Here is a 22479-nt window from a genome sequence, read left to right as displayed (position 1 = left end):
TCAGGAGCGTGAGCCATGGCCACCTGGAGAGAGCGACTCGCATTCGCTCCGTTGGAGACTGCCGAACGTGGTGAGGAGATCGCCCTTCGACTCCGTCATTCGATCGAGCTGGGCGTACTCGAAGACGGAGTCCAGCTTCCTAGCGAAAGCGAGCTCGCGGCAAGGATGCGAGTCTCCACCATGACCCTGCGAACCGCCCTCGCCGAACTTCGTCATCTGGGGCTTCTGGAAACAAGACGTGGCAAGGGCGGCGGAAGCTTCGTGAGGGCGAATACTGGAGACATCGCCAAGGCCCAGCGGGACACCCTTGCCGCGTACTCCCTTGAGGATCTGCGCGACATCCGAGAATACCGGGCCTTCCTGGCCGGTTCAGCCGCGACGGCGGCGGCCGGCCGATCGCAGCAGGTCTCCATCGCGCGCCTCGCTTCGATGGCGGCAATGATCGAGACGGCGCAAACGCCCGCTGAAATGACTCGAGCGGACAGTAGGTTCCACATACAGCTTGCGGCCACATCGGGATCCGTCCTGTTCACCCGCCAGGAGATTGCGATGCAGGCCGAGGTCGGGGCATTGGTATGGGCCAGCGCTTCTGACCGCCGAAGCGCGGCGGCGAAAGAGCACGGGATGATCGTGGACGCCATACGAGCCGGGGACACAACTCGTGCCCGAGACCTCGCCGAAGGCCATGTGCGCCAGGACATGAACCGCCTCATCGATCTGCGGATGTCCATGGAACCTTCGTCACCAGACTCGCCGCCCGGAAACGAAGGCATCGATAGCGCAGTTTCTGCCGTCGAATCGTTCGCTGTGAGCTTCGAAGGGACTGTGGCCGCGTCGATCCGCACCGTCGAGGAAGCCGCCCAAGCCGACCTTGACCGCGCAAAGAGCGGCACGCTGAACGAGTTGGAGAGCGTCTACGACGTAGCGCGCCAGAACCTGAAGGCCATGCCTGCACTATACGGGACGGGATTCGTGGCCGATCCATCCTACTTCGGCAAACCGGGCTCCATCTGGTGCTACCTCCCGTCGGGCCCGGAATCGCCGCAGCGGTTCGAATTTGAAATGGGCCCGGAGTTCTACGACTACTCGACAGCGCCATGGTGGCCCGCGGACGACGACGATGACAAGATCCACGCCAGCAATGCCTACATCGACGCCCTCGGAACCAACGAGCACGTCGTCACGTTCACCAAACGTGTCACGAGGGTGGGCAAGATGACAGGCGTCGCTGCCGTAGACGTCCTCGTCAGCCGCCTCCAGGCTGAATTCGCCCCGTTCCTGCGGTCCCTGCCGCCCAACACGTGCATCGTGGACCAGAACGAAGTCATTCTCGCCACCAACACGGCCAGCCTCGTCGGTGGAACCCTCTCCCGATCCCACCAGGCTGAACGGAGAATCGCTCTCCCATCGCTCCCGTGGGACCTCTGTTTAGATGTAAGCACCGGAATCAATGCCGCTGATGCAGCCCGTTGAACCGTGGCCGGCTTCCTTAGCGCTTGTCCCGGAGGGGATGGCGTGAACATGGCGCGTGCGGTGCGCGCCTCTTTCTCGGCGCATCCGGCCAAAGTGGTCAGTCGGCCCCGCCATCCCCATGGACCCCGAGCGCATCGCTGAAACTTACTGGGACTCCACACTCAGCCGGCCAGCGAGTGGAGCGCCGAGACCGTCTTCGACGGCTGGCAGAAAGCGGTGAGTGGCGGGATCCTGCTTGTCGTCATTTTAGACTTCAGCGTCTGGAATCCTCGTTGGCGAAAAGGGTGGGGTATGGTCTTCGAAATGCGATTTAATAGACGGAGCTTCCGGGACTCACTCGTGGAAAAAGGGAGGACTGACGCCCTCGCTGAAGTCAAGGCCGCCCAGACGAGCTAAGAGGCTAAGGGAGGGCTGGTGCTCTTGCCGAGGTTACGGCCGCGCAAGACGAACTTGTGAAGCGACGGCAAGCTCAAGCTCTCGCTGAGGTGGAAGCGGCTCAACAGTCCTTGATTGATCAGGGGGTGACAGCCTTCCGCTGGCTCATCGTCAGTCCCATCCCTCAAGGATGTCCACGGCCCGGTCGTTCCCGGATCTTTTCAGATGAGGCAACGTACCCGGCTCCCCGGATGTCTCCGGTAGGATGCCCGTCCAGTCCACCGTCGCGGCCGCCCTCATGGCCGGCATGGTCGTGGTCCTGGCCATCGTTGTACTCGGGGCCTGGAAGAAGGGCGCGAGCAAGCGGGCCCGCGTCGAAAAGGCCGCCCAGTACCTGGGGCGCGGTAAATCCCTGGCCGCGTTCTCCGAGAGGGCGCGAAAGCCACGGCCGAGCGCCTCGGCGTGACAGGCACCCCGGGCATCGTGGTCGGCAAGGTGGTCTCCACCGGGCAGACGTTCATTCAGTCCTGGGAAGACCTCAGCCTCGATATCTGGGGCACCCGTACCGGTAAGTCCAGGTCCCGGGTCATGCCTGCGATCCTTCAGGCACCCGGTGCCGTCGTCCCGACGTCAAACAAGCGCGACGTAGTGGACGGCACCCGCAGCGTCCGGGTCCAAACCGCTCTCGTCTGGGTGTTTGATCCGCAGAAGATCGCCCAGGAAGAACCGGCTGGTGGTGGAACCCGCTCGCCTACGTCACCGACGAAGAAAAGGCCTACAAACTCACCCAGCACTTCGCTGCCGGCTCCCGGGTCCCGGGTTCGAAGCCGGATGCCTACTTCGACCCCAACGCCGAAGACATCCTCTCCTCGTACTTCCTCCCGGCCGCGCTCGGCAGACTGCCAATCACGCAGGTTTATGTGTGGGTGACGGAGCAGGTCAGCCGGGAACCCATCGAAATCTAATGAGAGGTCCCGTCGCTTTTGGCGCCGACGGCGTTTGGACCGGAGTGGTGAATGGCGAGCGTTGTCAGAGTCGGGACATGCAGATGTTCACACCGTGATCGTCTGGTGGAGGAACTCTATTCAGGCTTTCTTGGCCTCGACGACGGCAGGCTTATCGCCAGCAGGAGTCTCGTATCGCGATCTCTAGTCCGTGGTTTTTCAGCGAACCTACATGCGGGTTTCGCTCATCCAATGCAAGCCATGGCGATCGCCGATAACGGATCTTTTGTCACAACGGGGAAGCCCCTCCTGACACCCGTGTTTTGGAGCTGGAATATGGCAAAAATAGAGTGTGGACAATGCCCACACTTTTAGCTTTGGACTGGGCCGTACATCGGTCGGATCAGGCCGGATTCCGCATGATTCCCGGAGTTCCCAGTGTTCGCAAGGTCTGGAATGTAGTTCGAGTCCCACCTCGGGCACAGTGTTTCCGCAGGTCAGCGGGGTTTCGACCCCCACACAGGTCACGCGCCTATTCATAGGGACATACTCTCCTGCTGTTCCCGCTAGGAGAACGACTCGGGCAATGTGGACGCGTGCTCGTGACCTATTACAGGGATTAGCTGCTGAAACTTTACGAGCGCCTAATGGGCAACTGAAAAAATTGAGCCAGACCGAACCGTGACTGGAAGACGTCCTCCGGCCTGGCCGGAGCAAAACCCTGAACGGCACGGTCCGCGGGCCCGGGGATGTGGTTCGGCCTTCATGCACAACCTAATGCAGTACAGAGGCGTTCCTATCCGGCTGAGGACGAGGTTAGAACCACAATTACCTTGGTACCGAACACATCCTCTTGGGTCTGATCCGCGAGGGTGAGGGTGTTGCCGCCAAGCTCTTGAGTCCTTGAGCATTTCGCTCGACGGCGTCCGCGAGCAGGAACAGGAGATCATCGGCCAGGGCCAGAAGGCGCCCTCCGGCCAGATTCCCTTCACCCCGCGGGCAAAGAAGGTGCTGGAGGTGTCTGTGCTCCGGGCAGGTTGGTGATGACCTGGACCGAGTAGGCGGCAAGGAACACGGCCGCGGCGAGCAACGGCCATTCCGACACCCGGCGCCAGGGCCTGTTGGGGGTCGGGGCCGGGTCGACCCGACGCCGCAGCACACGGGCGGCGCCCCGGTCCCAGGGGACCGGACCGGACGTCGCTGCCTGTCCCGGTAACGGGAGGGGGCTTACGAGTCGTGTACCGCGTGGCCATCCTCCGCGGAGGGGGCGACCCTGCGCCTGCGGAGCGCGTCGAAGAGTTCACTTAGGCTCATGTCGGCCGCCGCCGCGACCTCTTCCGGGGGAATCTGCGCCGCCATTGCCTTGCACAGGGCCTGGACGAGGGCCTCGTGGGCCTGGTCGGTCTGCACCTGAAGCATTTCCAGGTCAGCGGACGCGGACCAGACACTAGTCAGATATTGGTCCACAATTGTCCTACTTTCTGTGAAGCGCAGACGGCCCAAGGGGCGTCAGGGTCAGTCATTGGATCCGGGGAACGAACATCACGGACTCCAATATCCGCGGCGCCGAGGGCGGCCGCTGCCGGCGAATGCGTCGTTTCGTGTTCGCGGACCCGTAGTTCGGGGTGGTGCAGGTCCAGTGCGGGGCGTTCGGAGCGGATCCGCGGCAGGGAAGTGAAGTTGTGGCGCGGCGGCGGGCAGGACGTGGCCCACTCCAGTGACGCCCCGAAGCCCCACGGGTCATCCACTTCGACCTTCTCCCCATTGCGTGCGGTGATGAAGACGTTCCAGAAGAACGGGATCAGGGAGGCGCCCAGGAGGAAGGACGCGCCGGTGGAGAACTGGTTCATCCAGGTGAAGTTGTCCTGGGGCATGTAATCCGCGTAGCGGCGGGGCATGCCTTCGACGCCGAGCCAGTGCTGGATCAGGAAGGTGCCGTGGAAGCCCAGGAACAGCATCCAGAAGTGGATCTTGCCCAGGCGTTCGTTGAGCATCTTGCCGGTCCACTTCGGCCACCAGAAGTAGAAGCCGGCGAACATCGCGAACACGACGGTGCCAAAGACGGTGTAGTGGAAGTGTGCCACCACGAAGTAGGTGTCGGAGACGTGGAAGTTCAGCGGCGGGGAGGACAGGATGATGCCGGTCAGGCCGCCGAAGAGGAACGTGACCATGAAGCCCAGGCTCCAGAGCATCGGGGTTTCGAACGTCAGGGAACCGCCCCACATCGTGCCGATCCAGTTGAAGAATTTCACGCCGGTGGGCACCGCGATCAGCATGGTCATGAAGGCAAAGAACGGCAGCAGCACCGAGCCGGTGACGTACATGTGGTGCGCCCACACGGTCACGGACAGGGCGCCGATGGAGATGGTCGCATACACGATGCCCTTGTAGCCGAAGAGGGGTTTGCGGCTGAAGACCGGGAAGATCTCGGAGGCAATGCCGAAGAACGGCAGCGCGATGATGTACACCTCGGGGTGGCCGAAGAACCAGAACAGGTGCTGCCAGAGGATCGGGCCGCCGTTTTCGGGGTCGAAGATGTGGGCGCCGAATTTCCGGTCCGCTCCCAGGGCGAACAGCGCCGCAGCCAGTGGCGGGAAGGCCATCAGGACCAGGATGGCCGTGATGAGCGTGTTCCAGGTGAAGATCGGCATCCGCCACATCGTCAGGCCGGGGGCGCGCATGCAGATGATCGTGGTGATGAAGTTCACCGCCCCCAGGATCGTGCCGAACCCGGACAGTGCCAGGCCGAAGACCCACAGGTCACCGCCGACCCCCGGGGTGAAGGTGGTGTTGGACAGCGGCGCGTAAGCGAACCAGCCGAACGACGCCGCACCCTGGGGAGTGATGAACCCGGAGATGGCGATGGTCGAACCGAAGAGGAAGAACCAGAACGCCAGGGCATTCAGCCGCGGGAACGCGACGTCAGGGGCACCGATCTGCAGGGGCATCATGACATTGGCGAACCCGGCGAACAGCGGGGTGGCGAACATGAGCAGCATGACCGTGCCGTGCATGGTGAACAGCTGGTTGTACTGTTCCTTCGTCACCAGGATCTGCATGCCGGGTTCGAACAGTTCGGCGCGGATGAGCAGGGCCATCACCCCGCCAAGGCAGAAGAACGTGAAGGACGCGATCAGGTACATGTACCCGATGGTCTTGTGGTCGGTGGTGGTGATCCAGCTGACCACGATGCGGCCCTTGGACCGGGGAACCACTTGGGCGGGGAAGGTGGTGCTCGTGGTCATGACGGGACCTCACGATCGGTGTTCTTGGCGGGCAAGGGTGCGTTGAAGGACGGGATGTCCGTAGCCCTGGCCGGGCTGCGGGCCAAGACGACGCAGTCCAGCGCGGGGCGGCGGTCCCCGGGAACGGGCCGGGACCGGGACTCGGCTGTGGCGATCTGGAGGCCGGCCGCGCTGGCCCACGCGGCGACTTCGGTGCTCTCGTGCAGCATGGAGGCCCGGGGTCCGGTGGCTCCTTCGCGTGGGTCGGCGGGATCGTGGCCGATAAACAGGAAGGTTCCCCGGGGGCGAGTGCCGGGGCGGTGCGCGCGATGACGCGTTGGAGGTCCGGTCCGGGCATGTCCAGGAAGGCTGCCAGGACCAGGTCCAGGCTCCCCGGGGCCGGGGTGTGCGCCGTAACGTCGGCCACCGACCAGGTGATCAGGCCGGTGACACCCTCGGCGAAGGCACGCTCCCGCCCGATGGCCAGGGCTTCGGTGGAAAAGTCCATGGCGCGCACGTGCCAGCCGCGGCCGGCCAGCCAGACCGCGTGGCGGCCGTCCCCGGATCCGAGGTCCAGGGCCCGCCCGGGCGCCAGCCCGTTAAGTGCCGAGCGCACGGACGAGCTGGCAGGGGCCCAGCCGTAGTCCGTTTCGGCGTACCAGCGGTTCCAGGCTTCCGCGTCCGCAGGGTAGCCGGGCCGTCCCCGTGCGTGCTTCCACGCCGGCAACGGCATGCCGTCCACGCTCACGTCCGGCTCCCGCCCGGACGAAGCGCTCTTGCTTCCGCGGGCCCGCCGCCGTTGCGCTGCCGGAAGGCGGCGATCCCGGCGGGGATGCCGACGGTGGGGCCGGTCAGTACCACCGCGGCCAGCCAGGCCGGGTTCGTGGGCCCGGCGAGAAGTGCCGGGCGGTCGAACAGCAGAAGGGCCGCGAGACTGAAACCCAGGAGGTACTGCCGCACGTGGTCCCGTTGGGGCCTGGATTCCAGGGTGGCTGGTGACGGCAAAGGTTGCTCCTAATCATTCATCGGACCGTGGTGTTGCGGGGCGTGGCTGTCGCGCCCGGGCGACGGACGGGGTCCCGGCCGGCGTCGGATTCCTTGTCCTGTGCCCGATGTTCTGCGGTACGGGCGGCCCGGGCGCGGGCGACGTGGCTGCGGGCGTGTTCCACGGCGGGGGGCAGTTCCGCGAACAGGTGTTTGTGGTGGCGCAGCGATTCCAGCACGCCGACCTTGGTGACCAGGGCCAGGTGGCGCTCCTGGATCCCTTTGATCAGCACGGTGATCCCGCGGCGTTCGAGGGAATTGACGATGTCGGTGATGACCCTGGCCCCGGTTGCGTCCAAGACCTGGAGCTGTGACATGCGGATGATGACGACGTCCACGTTGCGGATCGCGCTGACCCGGTCCAGGACGCGCTCGGCGGCAGCGAAGAACAGGGCCCCGTCGAGGCGGAAAACGGCGATGTGTTCGTCCCCGTCCTGGACCGGTCCGGGGATCTCTTCGCGGTGCACGCCGCTGGACTTGACCAGGGTGCGCAGGGCGAAGAAGGAGGCGACGGCGATGCCGATCGCCACGGCCTCGATCAGGTCGAAGGACACGGTAATCAGCGCGGTGACAAAGAACACCACGGTGTCGGCCCGGGTTGACCCGATCACGCTGCGCAGCGTGGCCAGGGAGACCATACGCGTGGCGGTGACCATCAGGACCCCGGCCAGGGCCGCAAGCGGGATCCGCGAGACCGGGCCCGTGGCCAGATACACCACGCCCAGCAGGACCAGGGCGTGCGTGACGGCGGCCAGCCGCGTCCGGCCGCCAGAGCGGATGTTCACCGCGGTGCGGGCGATGGCCCCGGTGGCGGGCATGCCGCCGAAAAACCCGGAACAGACGGAGGCCAGGCCCTGCCCCAGGAGCTCCCGGTCGGCGTCGTAGGGGCCCGTATCGGAGATCGACGCGGCAACCCGGGCCGAGAGCAGCGATTCGATCGCCGCCAGGGCCGCGATGGTCGCCGCCGGCCCGGCCAGGGCAGCCACGGCGCCCCAGTCCAGCGACGGTATGACGGGTGCGGGCAGCGTATCGGGAAGGGAACCGATCCGGGCCACCGGAAGGTCCAGCACCTGGGCGGCGATGCTGGCGATGATGATGGCGATCAGGGAACCGGGGATCTGCGAATGGATCCGGGGTGCGGCGATCATGATCACGGCGACCAGGGCCACCAGTGCCAGCGGGGCCAGGAGGGCGGCGGGAGACGTCGTGGCGAGGCCCTGGACGGCAGAGACGGCGGCGTTGCTGCTCGGGCCGGCTTTGACGCCGAACGCGGCCGGGACCTGCTGGAGGAAGATGATCATGGCAATCCCGAGAGTGAATCCCTCGATCACCGGCCAGGGCAGCAGGGTCACGACCCGGCCGAGCTTGAGCACACCGGCGGCGACGACGATGACCCCGGCCAGGACGGCCACCGCGGCCAGGGCCCCGGCGCCATGGGTTGCGATGACCGGACCCAGGACCACAACCATGGCCCCGGTGGGACCGGAGACCTGGATGTTGGAACCGCCGAAGACGGCGGCGATCACGCCGGCGATGACGGCAGTAATCAGTCCGCTGGCCGCACCGGCGCCGGAGCTGACCCCGAAGGCCAGCGCCAACGGGAGGGCGACGATGCCCACGGTGACCCCGGCGATGAGGTCCCCTTTCCACGTGCGGGGCAGATCTGCATAGTCCCTCCGGCCGGGCAGAAGCGCCCGGGCCGCGGTCAGGGCCTTCATCGTGTGCTGCCTATGGTGTCCCCTGCCGCCACGGGGGTGGCTGTGCCCGAGTACTCGAGCTGCTCGCGGGTGGTGTGCAGCATGTCGTTCAGCAGCAATCTGGCCACCGCGAGAAGGTCCGCGATCTGGGGATAAGCCAGCGAGTAGAACATCTGCAGCGCCCTGCGTTGGCCCTTCACCAAGTTATAGCGCCGCAACACCATCAGATGCTGGGACAGATGGGAGGCCTCCAGCCCGGTCGCGGCAAGCATGTCAGTAACCGACACCTCCGGCGCCGCCGAGAGCAGCTCCAGGACCCGGATCCTCACCGGGTGGGCCAGGCCCTTGAAAAGGTTGGCCTTCACCTCATACAAGGGTGCCCGGAAATCCGAGAATTCTTCCATGTCTGCCTCCCGGCCGATCACATTAAGCTCATAGTTGACTATTTTATAGATCCATCATCCAATATAACAGGGGGCGGAACATTCCGTCCCAGCCGGACCCGGGCTTTCCGGGACCCGACCTACACACCACGCCGGCCCGGGGCAAATCCGCACGCTTTCGCCCGACCGGGGAAAGGGGCGCCAATGCCCTGCCCGACGAAGATCCCGGCGGCCGCCACGGCCCGTCGGATGACAGAGGCCCGGCACTGGCGGTCCTGTCCCCGCGAAACGGGCGGCCCGCAGCGCGCCGCGGCCTTCAGACCCGCCGCCCGGACACATCCCGCACCGTCCGGGCAGCGGCCGGGGAGCGGGCTGTCTCTTATACACATCTAGATGTGTATAAGAGACAGGGACCGGTCCGCGCCGCTTCCTGCCCCCGCGCCTCCGGCTCCGCTCATCGCTGAGGTGTCGGTGGACACCTCCGGCCCGGACCTGCGCGTGGAATTAACTCTGCGGAACGGGCCGCCTGGCAGGGGAAGCTACCTGGTCGGGCTCCGTGCCGGCGACGGGGGACGGACCACGATCAGGCACCTCACGGTCAGTCTCCGTGGCGGGCGGGTCACGAGCCTGTCCACCTACGATTTCGGGACCAGCACCCGCACACTGCACCCGCGCGGCGGAGCGTCCTGCGCCGGTACGTCCGTCACGGCGCTCTTCCCGCGGGCCTCCCTGGCCGGGCTGGGGGAGGATCGCCGCATCACCGCGTACAGCTCCCTCAACGGACAGGAACTCCAGACAGGGATTCCCCTCACCCGGTTGGTGACGGGAGTCCCCAGAGCATGAGCGGACAGCCCGCGGATTTTTGCCGGCGCAACCCGGGTACCGGCACCGCCCGGGACTATGCAATCTTCTTCACCAGGGAACCGGCAGCCGGCGCCGCTGCCATGGAGCAACATCTCGATGCCCATCTGGGGCAGTGCAGCAGCCTCCGTCAATGGACCGCGGCCCGCGGCGCAACGCTCACCGACACCGCGCCGGGGATCGAAGCACTCGAGGACTCCTCGCCGGGCCGGACAGGAACCGGCCCGCGCCATGGCGCCTCAGGGTCGAAACCGGGCTCTTCCTCGGCACCGTCCTGGTCCGAAACCTCCCCGCGGCCCAGTGGTGCCTTCTGCCCAACGGCCACCCCGTCGTCCGCCTGGCCGAAAACACCGACCTGGACGTCATCGCCCTCGCCCGGGCGCGCCTGGAAACCGGCGCACCGGACCTGCGGACCGTCCTGCCCTACGCCCAAAGCCTGACAACGACACCCTAGATGCCCGCTGACCGCATCCCTGCCGTCGACGGTCATGGCAGCCCGCGGCACGGATACCGGGGATGGCACTGCGCATCTGCCGCGTCAGGTTCCGGCTCCCATCGGGTGATCTGCCGCAGCTCCGCGTCAAGGGGCGCTGAGCCGTCTTCAGGCGTCTCTGCCGTCCGCCCGTGACGGCGGTGCCGGTGCGGTCTGAGCCCGGGACCATGCCAGATGCTCCTGGTTGGTCTGCAGGACCGTTCAGCAGCAGCTCCCGTGCGGCGGCGAGCAGGTCCGGGACGTGGGGGAAGACAGTTCATAAGATACCTGCGAACCCCGCCGGGTGGACCTCACCAGATGATGGCGGCGCAGCACAGATAAGTGCTGGGACAGGTGGGAGGCTTCCATCCCGTGCTGGCAAGGAGGTCCGAGACGGGCACGGTGCCTTCTGCCGCCGCCAACAGCTCCAAAACCCTGACCCGGACAGAGTGGGCCAGACTCTTGAAGAGTTCGGCCATTACCTCGGACAGGTCCACCTGCCGGGCGGGAAATCGGTCCATCGGAACAGCCGCCTTCACTAAAATAATCCGCGGGCGAACGGTCAAGGCGGCCCCGGTCTGCCCGTGGAGGCATCTTCCTCCGCGGCAAAGTCCCCGCGCATGAAAAGGTGCCCCTCCGGGCGCTCCCCGACCTGCTTGATGTCGACCAATGCCGCAGCCCTGTTCCGGCAGAAACCCGGAAAACGGCGTGCGCATTCCGTTTCCGCTCCGGGCAACACAGCATGGGGATGTGCTCCACCTCGGCCGGCTGCTGGACTGCGCGGGGGTTCCAGCTGTTATTCACCATACTTTCTGATGCGCCAGCCGTGCCGTCCAGCCCCGGGGCACCATGACCACGCCGTGGGCAGGCCAGCGGGTTCGCCCGGGGGTTAGACGATGTGGCCGGTCTGGGCTGGTCAGCATACTTTGGGATAGGGGCCCCCGGCCCTGGGTCAGGATCAGGCAAGGGCTGCCTGGACGGCCTCGATGACATCCATTGCGGGGGCAAAACGCGCCCTGACCTCGCCGTCGCGGCCCACCAGGAACTTCTCGAAATTCCACTGCACCAGGTCCGGAAGTTCGCCGGTCTTGAACTTGGTCAGCTCGGCATAGAGCGGGTGCTGGTTCTCGCCGCGGATCTCTGCCTTGGTGGTCAGCGGGAACGTCACGCCGAAGTTGCGTTCGCAGAACTCGGCGATCTCGGCGTCGGCCCCCGATTCCTGCCCGGCAAACTGGTTGCACGGGACTCCCAGCACCGCGAAGCCCTGCTCCCGGAACTTGTTGTGCAGGGCCTTAAGCCCCGCGTACTGCGGCGTGTTCCCGCACTTGACGCGACGTTCACCACCAGCACCACCTCCCCTTGAAGCGGCCGAAGTCAGTGTCCGTTCCGTCGATGAGGGTGAGTGGAATGGAGTGCAGAGCGGTCATGAGGCATCCTCGCAAAGTTGTCGGTCCTAAGGGTCACGGTGACGGCAGGGCGACCCGCACCATTGAATGACTGTTATATTAGATGATGTATCCATCAAATAGTAAAGCTTTCGCCCGATTCCTCTATCGTGCGCGGACGGCCGTTGCTGATTCCTGTCAGCCCTGGCCGAGGCTTCACGAACATTTCCATGACTTTTCTAGGACCGCCCCGCCCGCCGTCAGTGCGGGGGAAGGAAGAGAACCGTGCACAACACCACAACCTCCAGCCTCCTGGACACCGCCCCCGTTGCCTCTGACCGGCTTCTGGACTGGGTCGGCGAGGTAGCCGCCCTGACCGGACCGGAGCGCATCCACTGGGTAGACGGATCCGAGGACGAATACCGTGCGCTCACCGACGGGCTCGTCGCAGCCGGGACGCTGACGCGCCTGGCCGAGGACAAGTTCCCCAACTCCTTTGCCGCCTTCTCCGACCCCAAGGACGTCGCCCGCGTCGAAGAGCGGACCTTCATCTGCTCCGAAGACGAACGGGACGCGGGCTTCACCAACAACTGGATGGAACCCGCGCGGATGAAGGAGAAACTGGGCGGGCTCTTGGCCGGCGCCATGCGCGGCCGCACCATGTACGTGATTCCGTTCGTGATGGGCCACCTCGACGCCGAGGACCCCAAATTCGGGGTTGAGATCACCGACAGCGCCTACGTGGTCGCCTCCATGCGCATCATGGCCCACACCGGTTCCGATGTCCTGGCCAAAATGGTCGAGCTGGACGCGGACTTCGTCCCCGCGCTGCACTCCGTCGGCGCGCCGCTGGAACCACGCCAGCAGGATGTCAGCTGGCCCTGCAATGACGAGAAATGGATCGTGCACTTCCCGGAGGAAAAGTCCATCTGGTCCTACGGCTCCGGGTACGGAGGCAACGCGCTGCTGGGCAAGAAATGTTACTCGCTCCGCATTGCGTCAGCGATGTCCCGGCAGGAGGGCTGGCTCGCGGAACACATGCTCATCCTCAAACTCACCAGCCCGGAAAATAAGGCCTACTACATCTCCGCGGCGTTCCCCTCGGCCTGCGGCAAAACCAACCTCGCCTTGCTGAACCCCACCGTTGAGGGCTGGAAAGTGGAAACCCTCGGGGATGACATCGCCTGGATACGTCCGGGCAAGGACGGGGAACTGCGGGCCACCAACCCGGAGGCGGGTCTCTTCGGCGTGGCACCGGGCACCGGATGGCAGACTAACCCGAACGCCATGGACGCCATCGCCAAAGGCAACACCATCTTCACCAACGTGGCCCTCACCGATGACGGCGGCGTCTGGTGGGAGGGCATGACCCGGGAGATCCCGGAACACCTGACCGACTGGAAAGGCCAGGACTGGACCCCGGCCTCCGGCCGGCCCGCGGCCCATCCCAACTCACGGTTCTGTACGCCCATCAGCCAGGTCGCCATCCTGGCCGAGGAGTACTACCAGCCCGAGGGCGTGCCGCTCTCGGCCATTTTCTTCGGCGGCCGCCGGAAGACAACCATCCCCCTGGTCACCGAGTCCAGGGACTGGGCAGGGGGTGTGTTCATGGGATCGACGCTGTCTTCCGAGACGACAGCGGCAGCCGCCGGTCAGGTCGGGGTCGTCCGGCGCGATCCGATGGCCATGCTCCCCTTCATCGGCTACGACGCCGGAGACTACCTAAGCCACTGGCTGGAGATCGGCCGGACGGCCAATCCCGCCCGACTGCCCCGGATCTTCCTGGTCAACTGGTTCCGCCGCGGCGCCGACGGGAATTTCCTCTGGCCCGGGTTCGGAGACAACTCCCGCGTCCTGAAATGGGCCATCGAAAGGCTCGAGGGGACAGCGGCTGCCATCGAAACCCCCATCGGCTTCGTCCCCGCACCGGAGTCCCTCGACATCGAAGGCCTCGACGTCACCCCCGGACACCTCAATGCCGCCCTGGCAGTCGATTCACAGGAGTGGGCCACGGAAATCGACAGCATCGATCAGTGGTACGGCCGGTTCGGTGACTTGCTGCCCCCCGAGCTGCCGGCCGAGCTGCAACACCTCAAGAACCGCTTCGCTGCCCGCCGGGGGACGCCGCGCGTCAGCTCCCGATAGGTGCCGGGGGTGGCGCCCGGTGACCGGAACTGTCCGTGCACCGGGCGCCACCCTTCGGTTCGCCTGTTCAGGGCACCGGACCGGCAGCGCGCGTCCGGAGAGTACGGGGCGATCCGGCGTCATCCCGGCCTGTCGCACCAACCCGCGACGTCAGGCTCACCGCCGGGGCTGCAGATGTCAGAGACCACCATCGGTGTGGGCATGGTGCCCATGAAATCAAAGAGGACCGTATGAACGAAAAGATCAAGGTCGCTGGCTCCATTGTGGAGCTTGACGGCGACGAGATGACCCGCATCATCTGGCAGTTCATCAAGGACCGCCTGATCATCCCCTATCTGGATGTGGACCTGAAACACTTCGATTTGTCCATCCAGAACCGTGACGCGACCGATGACCAGGTCACGATCGACGCCGCCAACGCCATCAAGGAATACAACGTCGGCGTTAAGTGCGCCACGATAACCCCTGACGAGACCCGGGTCGAGGAATTCGGCCTGAAGACGATGTGGCCGTCCCCGAACGGAACCGTCCGTAACATCCTGGGCGGCGTCGTTTTCCGCGAGCCCATCATCATCTCCAACATCCCGCGCCTGGTTCCGGGCTGGAACAAGCCGATCATCATCGGCCGTCACGCCTTCGGCGACCAATACATGGCGACCAACTTCAAGGTCCCAGGCTCTGGCACGCTGACGATGACCTTCACCCCCTCCGACGGAGGCGAAGAAATCAAGCAGACGGTGATCACCTACCCCAGCGGCGGCGGGGTGGCCATGGGCATGTACAACTTCAACGACTCCATCCGTGACTTCGCCCGCGCCTCCTTCGCGTACGGGCTGCAGCGGAACTACCCCGTCTACCTCTCCACCAAGAACACCATCCTGAAGGCCTACGACGGCCAGTTCAAGGATCTCTTCCAGGAAGTATTCGACGCCGAGTTCAAAAATCTGTTTGAAGCAGCAGGCCTCAGCTACGAGCACCGGCTGATCGACGACATGGTGGCATCGGCGATGAAGTGGGAAGGCGGCTACGTCTGGGCCTGCAAGAACTACGACGGCGACGTCCAGTCCGACACCATCGCCCAGGGCTACGGCTCGCTCGGTCTCATGACCTCCGTGCTGATGACCCCGGACGGCAAGACTGTCGAGGCCGAAGCCGCACACGGCACCGTGACGCGCCACTACCGCCAGCACCAGCAGGGCAAGCCCACATCCACCAACCCGATCGCCTCGATCTTCGCGTGGACCAGGGGCATCATGCACCGCGGCAAACTGGACAACACCCCTGCCGTCATTGACTTTGCCGTCACTCTCGAAGACGTCGTCATCAAGACGGTCGAAGCCGGCCAGATGACCAAGGACCTGGCCCTCTTGGTGGGACCGGACCAGGAATGGCTCACCACCGAGGAGTTCCTTGCAGCACTGGACGACAACCTCAAGGCACGCCTAGGCTAGTCCCCCGACCGACCGTTCCCGGAGATCCACTCGCCCGCTCGGGGGAACCGCCGAACGGGCGGTGCGCAGCTCGAGTTTGTCCGACCGGCCGCTTCCGTGTCCTCCGGGGCCGAGCCCGGGTTGGGGCGTGAAGGGCCAACGGGTTAAACCCGGCGCTAAGCTGGGCGCTACATCATCGGCGCAAGAACGTCGGATGAGGCAGTTGACAAGGCCAACGGTATGTCCGGGGCCGTGGAAGGACGATCATGCTCTCTGATGCGCAGTACCCCGCGGCGAACCTGAACCCGCATGAATGCTGGAAACTGCTGGGCGGTACCACCCAGGGCCGGCTGGCCGTGAGCGTGCATAACAAGCCTGATATTTTTCCAGTGGAATTCCACGCCCAGAACGGCAAAATACTGGTGCGAACGCCCCAGGGCGAGATGCTCGTGGAACTGACCATCAACCCTTCGGTGGCCTTTGAAGCGAACGGCCGGTCGGAAACGTCCGCCTGGACCGTTGTCGTCCAAGGAACGGCCCGCGAACTGCAGAACTGGTCGGAAATCGATACCGCTGAGCAGAAAGCCCAGCGCCCCTGGACGCCGACCGCGAAAGGGTCCTTCGTCGAGATTGTCCCCACCGGGATCACCGGCCGGCGGCGGCCCATCTACGCCCAGGAGGACGCCCAGGAGTAAGAGACGAGGGCCCGGGTCGCATCCGGCCTCCCCTGCACCTGGCGGGTTGCGGACGGCGTACCCAGTCAGCCATACCCGCTGAGCCTTCGGATGAATTCATCCGCCCGGGCCAGGGTGCGGGCCATGTTGGCCCTCTGGTGCAGCCTCTCAATGAACTCCGCGGCCGCATTTTGGGGATCGTGACGTCCGTTCCGCCGACCCCGAAGACTGACCCTCGTCTTCTTTGCTCGCGACTTCGCCAGCGCCAGAAGGCAATCCATGGACGAAGGTCTGAAAAGCATTCATCCAGCAGCCCTCGAGGTGGAAATGCTGGAGATCCGCGCCGACCGGGCCCACGAGGCCTTCATCCAGGCCGTATGTACGGCGTTGGCGGCTCCGGTGCCTCCTGAAGTGGTCGCGGCGGCCGTCAACATGAGCTTGGTGAAGTCCTCGACATCCTCCGCAAGCCTGTAACCGTTCCCTCACTGGAGAACAGCAACGCGTTCCACGGGGACTAAATCACCCGCCGCAGGACGGGGGGAAGGGAATGTCGGGAGTTGACAACATCAGTGCAGCAATTCCGCTTGCGTTAGTGGATGATGGATTAATAAATTAGTAACCGCGGGCGTGCATATTGCACCGGGAGGCAGGTATGGAAGAATTCTCGGATTTCCGGGCGCCGTTGTATGAGGTGAAGGCCAACCTTTTCAAGGGCCTGGCCCACCCGGTGAGGATCCGGGTGCTGGAGCTGCTCTCGGCGGCGCCGGAGGTGTCGGTCACTGACATGCTTGCCGCGACCGGGCTGGAGGCCTCCCATTTGTCCCAGCATCTGATGGTGTTGCGGCGCTATAACTTGGTGAAGGGCGAACGCAGGGCGCTGCAGATGTTCTACTCGCTGGCTTATCCCCAGGTCGCGGACCTTCTCGCGGTGGCCAGATTGCTGCTGAACGACATGCTGCACACCACCCGCGAACAGCTGGAACATTCCGGGGCACCATCACGTGAGTCTGTCCCCGCAGGCAGCGCCGGGTGAGGGTCGTGAACACTGCCCGCACGCCGCTGCCGTCGCAGGACCGGCATCTTGCGCTGGTTATCCGGGTCGGCGTGCTGGAATCACTGCGCCGCCACAAGCACGTGTTCGATGAGCTGGCTCCGGCTGTGGAACTCGCGCGCAGGCATGACCCGCCCTTATACCTGGGACGGCTCGGCACACTTCCCCATCCCGGCCAATCAGTTCAAGGAGACGCCATGCATGAACGGCTGCTGAAGCTCTACACCGCTGCGGGAGAATTGGAGATGCAGGAGATCCGCACCGAGCAGGCCAAAGCTGCCCTGGCGCAGGCACTGCGAGAGGCCATAGCAGCCGAGATCGAGCCTGACATTGCCGCCAAAGCGGCAGGGATGACCGTCCAGGAGATTTTCAAGGTGATCCGCAGCTCCCCGTCCAGCACCCAGGAACCGAGACTTGAAGAGGGCGAGATGAGTTGGCTCTGAACCCGACCCCCATCCGCCGATCACGACCACGGCTTGCCGTCACGTTTCCGGCGCCTCGCCGGGACCAAGCAACGGGTAGACACCAGCGATAAATCCCAAGCAGGTAGGCATCGAAAGTCCAAGCCCAGAGACGACACGTCCCGAAACCACGGCCGACGGGACCATTGGGCGGCCCGTCCGCCAGCGAATCCCTGACCGCTCCGAACATGAGGAACAACCATGACCACAGCAACGCGCAGCCGGGGACAAAACGTCTCCCCATCCCGCGGATCCCGCGTTACCGGGGTCGGTTCATACCAGCCTGACAGGGTCCTCACCAACGAGGACCTCAGCCTTATGGTGGACACCAGCGATGAATGGATCCGCAGCAGGGTCGGGATCCAAACACGCCGCATTGCCGACAGCGAGTCCGTTGCGGACATGGCCACCCGCGCCGGGCGGGACGCGCTCCGGCACTCCGGCATCGACGCCCGGGATCTCGATTTGATCGTCGTTGCCACTGTTACCGCCCAGGACCGCTCCCCGAGCACAGCCGGACGGGTCTCAGCTGCCCTAGGCGCCCGCAACCCTGCCGTTTTTGACCTTAACGCCGCCTGTTCAGGCTTCACGCATGCCCTCGCCGTGGCGGATCAGGCCATCCGCTCAGGAGCTGCCAAGCATGCCCTTGTCATCGGGGCAGAGAAGCTCAGCGACTTCACGGACTGGGGGGACCGGACCACCTGTGTGCTTGTCGGTGACGGCGCCGGCGCCATTGTGCTCACAGCCTCGGCCACCCCAGGCGTCGGACCTGTCCATTGGGGCTCGGTCCCGGAATTGTCCCACGCCGTTAGGATCGAGGAGCCAGATCACCGCTTCCAGCAGGAAGGCATGTCCGTGTTCCGCTGGGCCATCACCAAAGCAGCAGAGCTGGCCCGACGAACATGCGAAATGGCCGGTGTCCTGCCGGAAGAGCTCGTCGCCTTCGTCCCGCACCAGGCAAACCTGCGCATCATCGAACCCCTCGCAGACCAACTCGGCATTCCCCGTGAGATCACCGCGCGGGATGTTATCACCTCGGGGAACACATCTTCCGCCAGCATCCCACTCGCCCTGGCCAAGCTCGTCCGCGAGGGCCAGCTTCCCCCCGACCGCCCCGTACTGCTCTTCGGCTTCGGGGGAGGATTCTCCTACGCGGGCCAGGTCATCCACACCCCCTCCACGACAGAAACAAATACCCTGCCCCGGCCTAAGGCGAAGCACCAATCGCCCGCACCAAAAACCGTTGCCATGGAAGAAGGCAAGCATGCCGTCCCTGAATGAAATCCGGGCCCGGCTTCGTGCCGCCCACCTGCTGGTTCGCACCGCCGAAGAATGGGACAGCTCTCCACGGAATTGCTTCGTGCCTAAGACAGCAAGAACGACGAACTGATCCAGAAATCCCAGGAGACCTACCTGGCTACGTGGAAATCCGTAGCGCGCAACATCCTTACAGACACATATGAGCCCTTCGGCATTGCCGTGGGACCGGCCACACACCCTTGGGGTATCGCCACATTGGAAGCTGCAGGGCGCAGCTGTCAGCCGCTCCTAGCCTCCGTCGACGCCCGCGCTGCAGGAACAGCGGCCTCCGGCCGGGCATACCTACGGAGCTTTGATGATGTTATGGCCAATTATGACGCCTGTCTGCCCTTCCTGACGACTGGCTGACCTTCCATCACGGGAAACACGACCCTTCTCCTCGACGCGTTCCGCGCATCAGGCGGCGTTTCCCCGACCTTGGTATCGGATCTCATGCACGGATGGGACTGTCCGATTTTCGGTGGCTCCACGGTTGGCATTTAGTTGATTCTTCCGTTGAAGCTGATGGCGAAGGCGTTCAGGGCCGGCTTCCATCGTGTGGCCCATCGTGCCCTGCCTTTGCCGGTGGGGTCCAGTGCCCGGGTGGCGAGGTAGAGGCATTTCAGTGCCGCCTGCTCGGTGGGGAAATGGCCCCGGGCCCTGACCGCGCGCCGGTAGCGGGCGTTGACGGATTCGATGGCGTTGGTGCTGCAGATGACCCGCCGGATTTCGACGTCGTAGAGGCTGTCGCAGAATGGCGTGTCCCAGCCCGGGCGGTGACGAGGGGCCTGGGAGAATCGGGTATGGCTCAGAGCTATCGTCCTGTGCGGCGTGATCAGGTGTTTCTGCTTCCGCCGGATATGCGGGACTGGTTGCCGGAAGATCACCTCGTCTGGCTTGTCATCGAGGTCGTCGAGACGCTCGATGTGTCAGCTTTCGAAGCGTCGCGGCGGCGGGGCGGGGTCGGCGCCGCGGGATACGATCCGCGGATGCTTCTGGGGCTGCTGGTCTATGCGTACTGCCGCGGCGTGCGGTCCTCGCGTCAAGTCGAGCGGCTATGCCACACGGACATTGCGTTCAAGGTGGCGTGCGCAGGCGATGTGCCCGACCACGCGACGATCGCGAGGTTCCGTGCCGTGTCAGGGGAAGCGTTCGCCGGGTTGTTCGCTCAGGTGCTGCTGATCGCCGCACGGGCGGGGCTCGCCCGGTTCGGGACGATCGCGATCGACGGGACGAAGATCCCGGCGAACGCGTCCATCGACGCGAACCGAGGCCGGGACTGGTTCGACCAGCACGCCAAAGAGATCGCCGCCGATGTCGTCGAAGAGGCGCAACGCGTGGACGCAGCCGAGGATGCGCTGGCCGCCCGCGGGGCCGACGACGGCGGCGACCGTGTCCATGGAGCGCTGGCCGGGAGGTCGGCCAGAGCGGAGCGGATCCGTCGCGCAGCAGCGGAGCTTGCCCAGCAGCAGCGTCGACTGGACACCGATCGCGAGGCCCGCCAGACCGGGGCTCAGGCCCGGCTGCAGGCGTCCCAGGCTGGGCTGCCGGTGCGAGGCCGGATCCCCGACGGCCCGCTACGGCTGGCCGAGGCGAGGGCGCATCTGGAACGGGAGCTGCGCGACCACCAGGCCAAGCTCGATCGCAGGGCCGCATTGATCGCCGCGGGGAAGAAGCCGATGGGCGCCCCGCCTGTCCCGACCGAGGAGCACTCGCGGATCATCCGGGCACGCCGTGTCGTTGCTGCGGCCGAAGCCGCCGCGGCGCGCGACGAGCAAGCCCCGACGAGGGGCCTCCCCAAGGCCGTCGCGAACACCACAGACCCGGAGTCGCGGGTGATGCCCACGCGCCGGGGTTTCGTCCAGGGGTACAACGCGCAGGTCGCCGTCACCGGTGACCATGTCATCGCCGCCGTCGATGTGAACCAGCAGCCCAACGACATGCCCTAGTTCGTTCCCATGATGAGCGCGGCCACCGACGCGGCCGCGGGCCTGCATGCTAGGACCGGTTCGCCTGAGCACCAGATCGGGATCGTGCTGGCCGATGCCGGCTACTGCAGCAACAAGAACCTGGAGGCACCCGGCGCCGACCGGATCATCGCCTTGGACAAAGGGCGCGAACAGCACGCCAAAGCAGTTCGATCACCGGCATCTGGCGCGCCGCCGGCCGGGGCGAACGCGCGGGAAGCAATGGCCCACCGCCTCCGAACGCCTGAAGGGTCAGCGGCATACAAGCGCCGCGGCGCAACCGTCGAACCCAGCATCGGAACCCTCAAGACGATCCTGGGCAGATTCTCCCGGAGAGGCCTTGACGCAGCCCGCAGTGAGCTGAACCTCGCGGCCGCCGCCTACAACATCCGGAAGATCCACACGGTAACCGGCTGAGGCCTCGACCGCACGGACCCGTCAAGCGGACCCGCCGGCGCCCACTAACAGGCCCCTCGTACCGCCCGGGCTGGGACACGCCATTCTGCGACAGCCTCCGTAGTCCAGGAACGGCACGAATTCCGCCCAGGAGGACTCCCAGAGCCGCACGATTGCCGGATATCGCTGGCCCCACGCGGCCGTGAACTCGGCGAACCGGTCCTTCGCCGCTTGCTCTGACGGGGCCGTGTAGACCGGCTTGAGCGCCTTGACGATGCCGTCGCGGTGCTGGCGTCCGGCGTAGCGGAAGCTGTTGCGGATCAGGTGCACGATGCAGTGCTGCACCACCGTTCGCTCCCACGTGGTCGTGATCGCCTGCGGCAGGCCCTTGAGTCCGTCGCAGACCGTGATGCAGACGTCCTCCACGCCGCGGTTCTTGATCTCGGTCAGCACCGAGAGCCAGAATTTCGCGCCTTCGCCGCCGTCCCCGGCCCACAGCCCGAGGATGTCCCGTTCACCGTTGACGCTGACACCGATCGCGACATAGACCGGCCGGTTCGTGACCTGCCCGTCGCGAACCTTGACGTGGATCGCGTCGATGAACACCACCGGGTAGACGCGGTCTAGCGGCCGGTTCTGCCACTCGGTCATCTCCCCGATGACCTTCTCGGTGATCCGCGAGATCGTGTCTTTAGAGACCCTGGCGCCGAACACGTCGGCGAAGTGCGCCGCGATCTCACCGTTCGTGAGCCCTTTCGCGTTCAGTGACAACACGATCTCATCCACGCCGGTCAGCCGGCGCTGCCGTTTCTTGACGACCCGCGGATCAAACGTCGAGCCGGTGTCCCGCGGCACGTCGATCTCCACCGGCCCGATCTCCGTCAGCACGGTCTTCGTGCGTGTGCCGTTGCGGGAGTTACCGCTCCCGCGCCCGGACACGTCGTGTTTTTCGTATCCGAGGTGTTCGTCCATTTCCGCTTCCAAGCGGTCTCCAGGACGTTTTTGGTGAGCCGGTTCAACAGCCCGTCCGGGCCGACGAGGTCGATGCCCTGCTCCCTGGCCTGGGCCAGGAGCTGCTGCGCTAACTCTTGCTGATCCACATCAGTCGCCATGGGATCCATGATGTCGCTCATGATCAGTCCTCCCCGCCAGGCAACGCCCGGCGTGTCAGGCCAGCCACGAATCCACCGTTATTCCC

Annotated in this window: 21 protein-coding genes and 5 pseudogenes; 15 read left to right on the top strand and 11 right to left on the bottom strand. The window is 65.2% G+C overall.

Annotation, left to right across the window (positions count from 1 at the left end):
* Positions 1-15 precede the first annotated feature (15 nt).
* From B1A87_RS09140 to B1A87_RS09130, 3 genes and pseudogenes are all read left to right on the top strand, one after another.
* Positions 16-1473 (top strand): GntR family transcriptional regulator, encoded by a 1458-nt coding sequence (locus B1A87_RS09140; RefSeq protein ID WP_078028889.1) that lies wholly within the window; start codon positions 16-18, stop codon positions 1471-1473.
* A 640-nt stretch (positions 1474-2113) separates the two neighbouring features.
* Entirely contained in the window at positions 2114-2314 is a 201-nt protein-coding gene (locus tag B1A87_RS23775; protein WP_260680769.1) for a hypothetical protein, read from the top strand.
* 1325 nt (positions 2315-3639) lie between these two features.
* Positions 3640-3827: pseudogene (locus B1A87_RS09130) on the top strand (Clp protease N-terminal domain-containing protein); the annotation flags it as partial.
* A 192-nt stretch (positions 3828-4019) separates the two neighbouring features.
* On the opposite strand, the gene B1A87_RS09125 reads toward B1A87_RS09130, so the two are convergent.
* From B1A87_RS09125 to B1A87_RS09100, 7 genes and pseudogenes are all read right to left on the bottom strand, one after another.
* Positions 4020-4259 carry a hypothetical protein gene (locus B1A87_RS09125; protein WP_078028890.1) on the bottom strand — a complete coding sequence of 80 codons (240 nt, stop codon included), beginning with the start codon at positions 4257-4259 and terminating at the stop codon, positions 4020-4022.
* Positions 4244-6037 (bottom strand): cytochrome c oxidase subunit I, encoded by a 1794-nt coding sequence (gene ctaD, locus B1A87_RS09120; RefSeq protein WP_260680768.1) that lies wholly within the window; start codon positions 6035-6037, stop codon positions 4244-4246. The genes B1A87_RS09125 and ctaD overlap by 16 nt, the downstream gene beginning before the upstream one ends.
* On the bottom strand, positions 6034-6246 hold the full coding sequence (locus B1A87_RS22955; RefSeq protein ID WP_185982419.1) for a hypothetical protein: 213 nt from the start codon (positions 6244-6246) through the stop codon (positions 6034-6036). The genes ctaD and B1A87_RS22955 overlap by 4 nt, the downstream gene beginning before the upstream one ends.
* Positions 6247-6374: 128 nt before the next feature.
* Positions 6375-6749, bottom strand: a pseudogene (locus tag B1A87_RS24950) (class I SAM-dependent methyltransferase); the annotation flags it as partial.
* Between the two features lie 11 nt (positions 6750-6760).
* Positions 6761-7021: a hypothetical protein gene (locus B1A87_RS09110; protein WP_139362853.1), complete on the bottom strand. Its 261-nt coding sequence runs from the start codon at positions 7019-7021 to the stop codon at positions 6761-6763.
* Positions 7022-7038: 17 nt separating this feature from the next.
* Positions 7039-8778, bottom strand: a complete 1740-nt coding sequence (locus B1A87_RS09105) for a SulP family inorganic anion transporter (RefSeq protein ID WP_078028893.1) — start codon at positions 8776-8778, stop codon at positions 7039-7041.
* Complete coding sequence (locus B1A87_RS09100; protein WP_078028938.1) at positions 8775-9161, bottom strand: metalloregulator ArsR/SmtB family transcription factor; 387 nt, start codon at positions 9159-9161, stop codon at positions 8775-8777. Before B1A87_RS09100 ends, B1A87_RS09105 begins: the two co-directional genes overlap by 4 nt.
* Positions 9162-9344: 183 nt before the next feature.
* Between B1A87_RS09100 and B1A87_RS09095 the strand changes: the two genes are divergently transcribed.
* The 3 genes from B1A87_RS09095 to B1A87_RS09085 all read left to right on the top strand — a co-directional run bounded on the left by B1A87_RS09095 (position 9345) and on the right by B1A87_RS09085 (position 10455).
* Positions 9345-9533, top strand: a complete 189-nt coding sequence (locus tag B1A87_RS09095; protein WP_144275768.1) for a hypothetical protein — start codon at positions 9345-9347, stop codon at positions 9531-9533.
* The gene (locus B1A87_RS09090) at positions 9534-9983 is read left to right on the top strand and encodes a hypothetical protein (protein ID WP_144275767.1); all 450 of its coding nucleotides are present in this window, start codon (positions 9534-9536) and stop codon (positions 9981-9983) included.
* A 151-nt stretch (positions 9984-10134) separates the two neighbouring features.
* A complete protein-coding gene (locus B1A87_RS09085; RefSeq protein ID WP_139362854.1) occupies positions 10135-10455 on the top strand; it encodes a DUF6278 family protein in 321 nt (106 codons plus the stop codon).
* A 329-nt stretch (positions 10456-10784) separates the two neighbouring features.
* On the opposite strand, the gene B1A87_RS24635 is transcribed toward B1A87_RS09085, so the two are convergent.
* Both B1A87_RS24635 and B1A87_RS09075 read right to left on the bottom strand, forming a co-directional pair.
* Positions 10785-10994, bottom strand: coding sequence for a hypothetical protein (locus B1A87_RS24635; RefSeq protein WP_313902468.1), 210 nt, complete (start codon positions 10992-10994; stop codon positions 10785-10787).
* 437 nt (positions 10995-11431) lie between these two features.
* Positions 11432-11900, bottom strand: a pseudogene (locus tag B1A87_RS09075) (glutathione peroxidase).
* A gap of 243 nt (positions 11901-12143) precedes the next feature.
* Here B1A87_RS09075 and B1A87_RS09070 point away from each other — a divergent pair.
* From B1A87_RS09070 to B1A87_RS09040, 7 genes are all read left to right on the top strand, one after another.
* Complete coding sequence (locus tag B1A87_RS09070; protein ID WP_078028896.1) at positions 12144-14003, top strand: phosphoenolpyruvate carboxykinase (GTP); 1860 nt, start codon at positions 12144-12146, stop codon at positions 14001-14003.
* Between the two features lie 230 nt (positions 14004-14233).
* Complete coding sequence (locus B1A87_RS09065; protein WP_078028897.1) at positions 14234-15454, top strand: NADP-dependent isocitrate dehydrogenase; 1221 nt, start codon at positions 14234-14236, stop codon at positions 15452-15454.
* A gap of 245 nt (positions 15455-15699) precedes the next feature.
* The gene (locus B1A87_RS09060) at positions 15700-16128 is read left to right on the top strand and encodes a pyridoxamine 5'-phosphate oxidase family protein (protein WP_078028898.1); all 429 of its coding nucleotides are present in this window, start codon (positions 15700-15702) and stop codon (positions 16126-16128) included.
* Positions 16129-16386: 258 nt separating this feature from the next.
* The gene (locus B1A87_RS09055; protein WP_078028900.1) at positions 16387-16581 is read left to right on the top strand and encodes a hypothetical protein; all 195 of its coding nucleotides are present in this window, start codon (positions 16387-16389) and stop codon (positions 16579-16581) included.
* 178 nt (positions 16582-16759) lie between these two features.
* Positions 16760-17140, top strand: coding sequence for a metalloregulator ArsR/SmtB family transcription factor (locus tag B1A87_RS09050; RefSeq protein WP_144275766.1), 381 nt, complete (start codon positions 16760-16762; stop codon positions 17138-17140).
* A gap of 5 nt (positions 17141-17145) precedes the next feature.
* Positions 17146-17601 carry a hypothetical protein gene (locus B1A87_RS09045; protein ID WP_139362855.1) on the top strand — a complete coding sequence of 152 codons (456 nt, stop codon included), beginning with the start codon at positions 17146-17148 and terminating at the stop codon, positions 17599-17601.
* A 219-nt stretch (positions 17602-17820) separates the two neighbouring features.
* Complete coding sequence (locus tag B1A87_RS09040) at positions 17821-18900, top strand: beta-ketoacyl-ACP synthase III (protein WP_078028902.1); 1080 nt, start codon at positions 17821-17823, stop codon at positions 18898-18900.
* Between the two features lie 518 nt (positions 18901-19418).
* On the opposite strand, the pseudogene B1A87_RS09035 reads toward B1A87_RS09040, so the two are convergent.
* Positions 19419-19676 (bottom strand): annotated as a pseudogene (locus B1A87_RS09035) (transposase); the annotation flags it as partial.
* A 114-nt stretch (positions 19677-19790) separates the two neighbouring features.
* Here B1A87_RS09035 and B1A87_RS09030 point away from each other — a divergent pair.
* Together B1A87_RS09030 and B1A87_RS23285 are read left to right on the top strand one after the other, a co-directional pair.
* A complete protein-coding gene (locus tag B1A87_RS09030) occupies positions 19791-20867 on the top strand; it encodes a transposase (protein ID WP_221937567.1) in 1077 nt (358 codons plus the stop codon).
* Positions 20868-20876: 9 nt separating this feature from the next.
* A complete protein-coding gene (locus B1A87_RS23285; RefSeq protein ID WP_221937566.1) occupies positions 20877-21302 on the top strand; it encodes a transposase in 426 nt (141 codons plus the stop codon).
* 75 nt (positions 21303-21377) lie between these two features.
* On the opposite strand, the pseudogene B1A87_RS09025 reads toward B1A87_RS23285, so the two are convergent.
* Positions 21378-22414 (bottom strand): annotated as a pseudogene (locus B1A87_RS09025) (IS256 family transposase); the annotation flags it as partial.
* Positions 22415-22479: the final 65 nt, after the last annotated feature.

Origin of the sequence: Arthrobacter sp. KBS0703 (assembly GCF_002008315.2) — a bacterium.
In the GTDB taxonomy this organism is placed as follows: Bacteria; Actinomycetota; Actinomycetes; order Actinomycetales; family Micrococcaceae; genus Arthrobacter.
The sequence above is the reverse complement of the archived record's forward strand: the minus strand, read 5'-3'. Positions and strand labels throughout refer to the sequence as shown.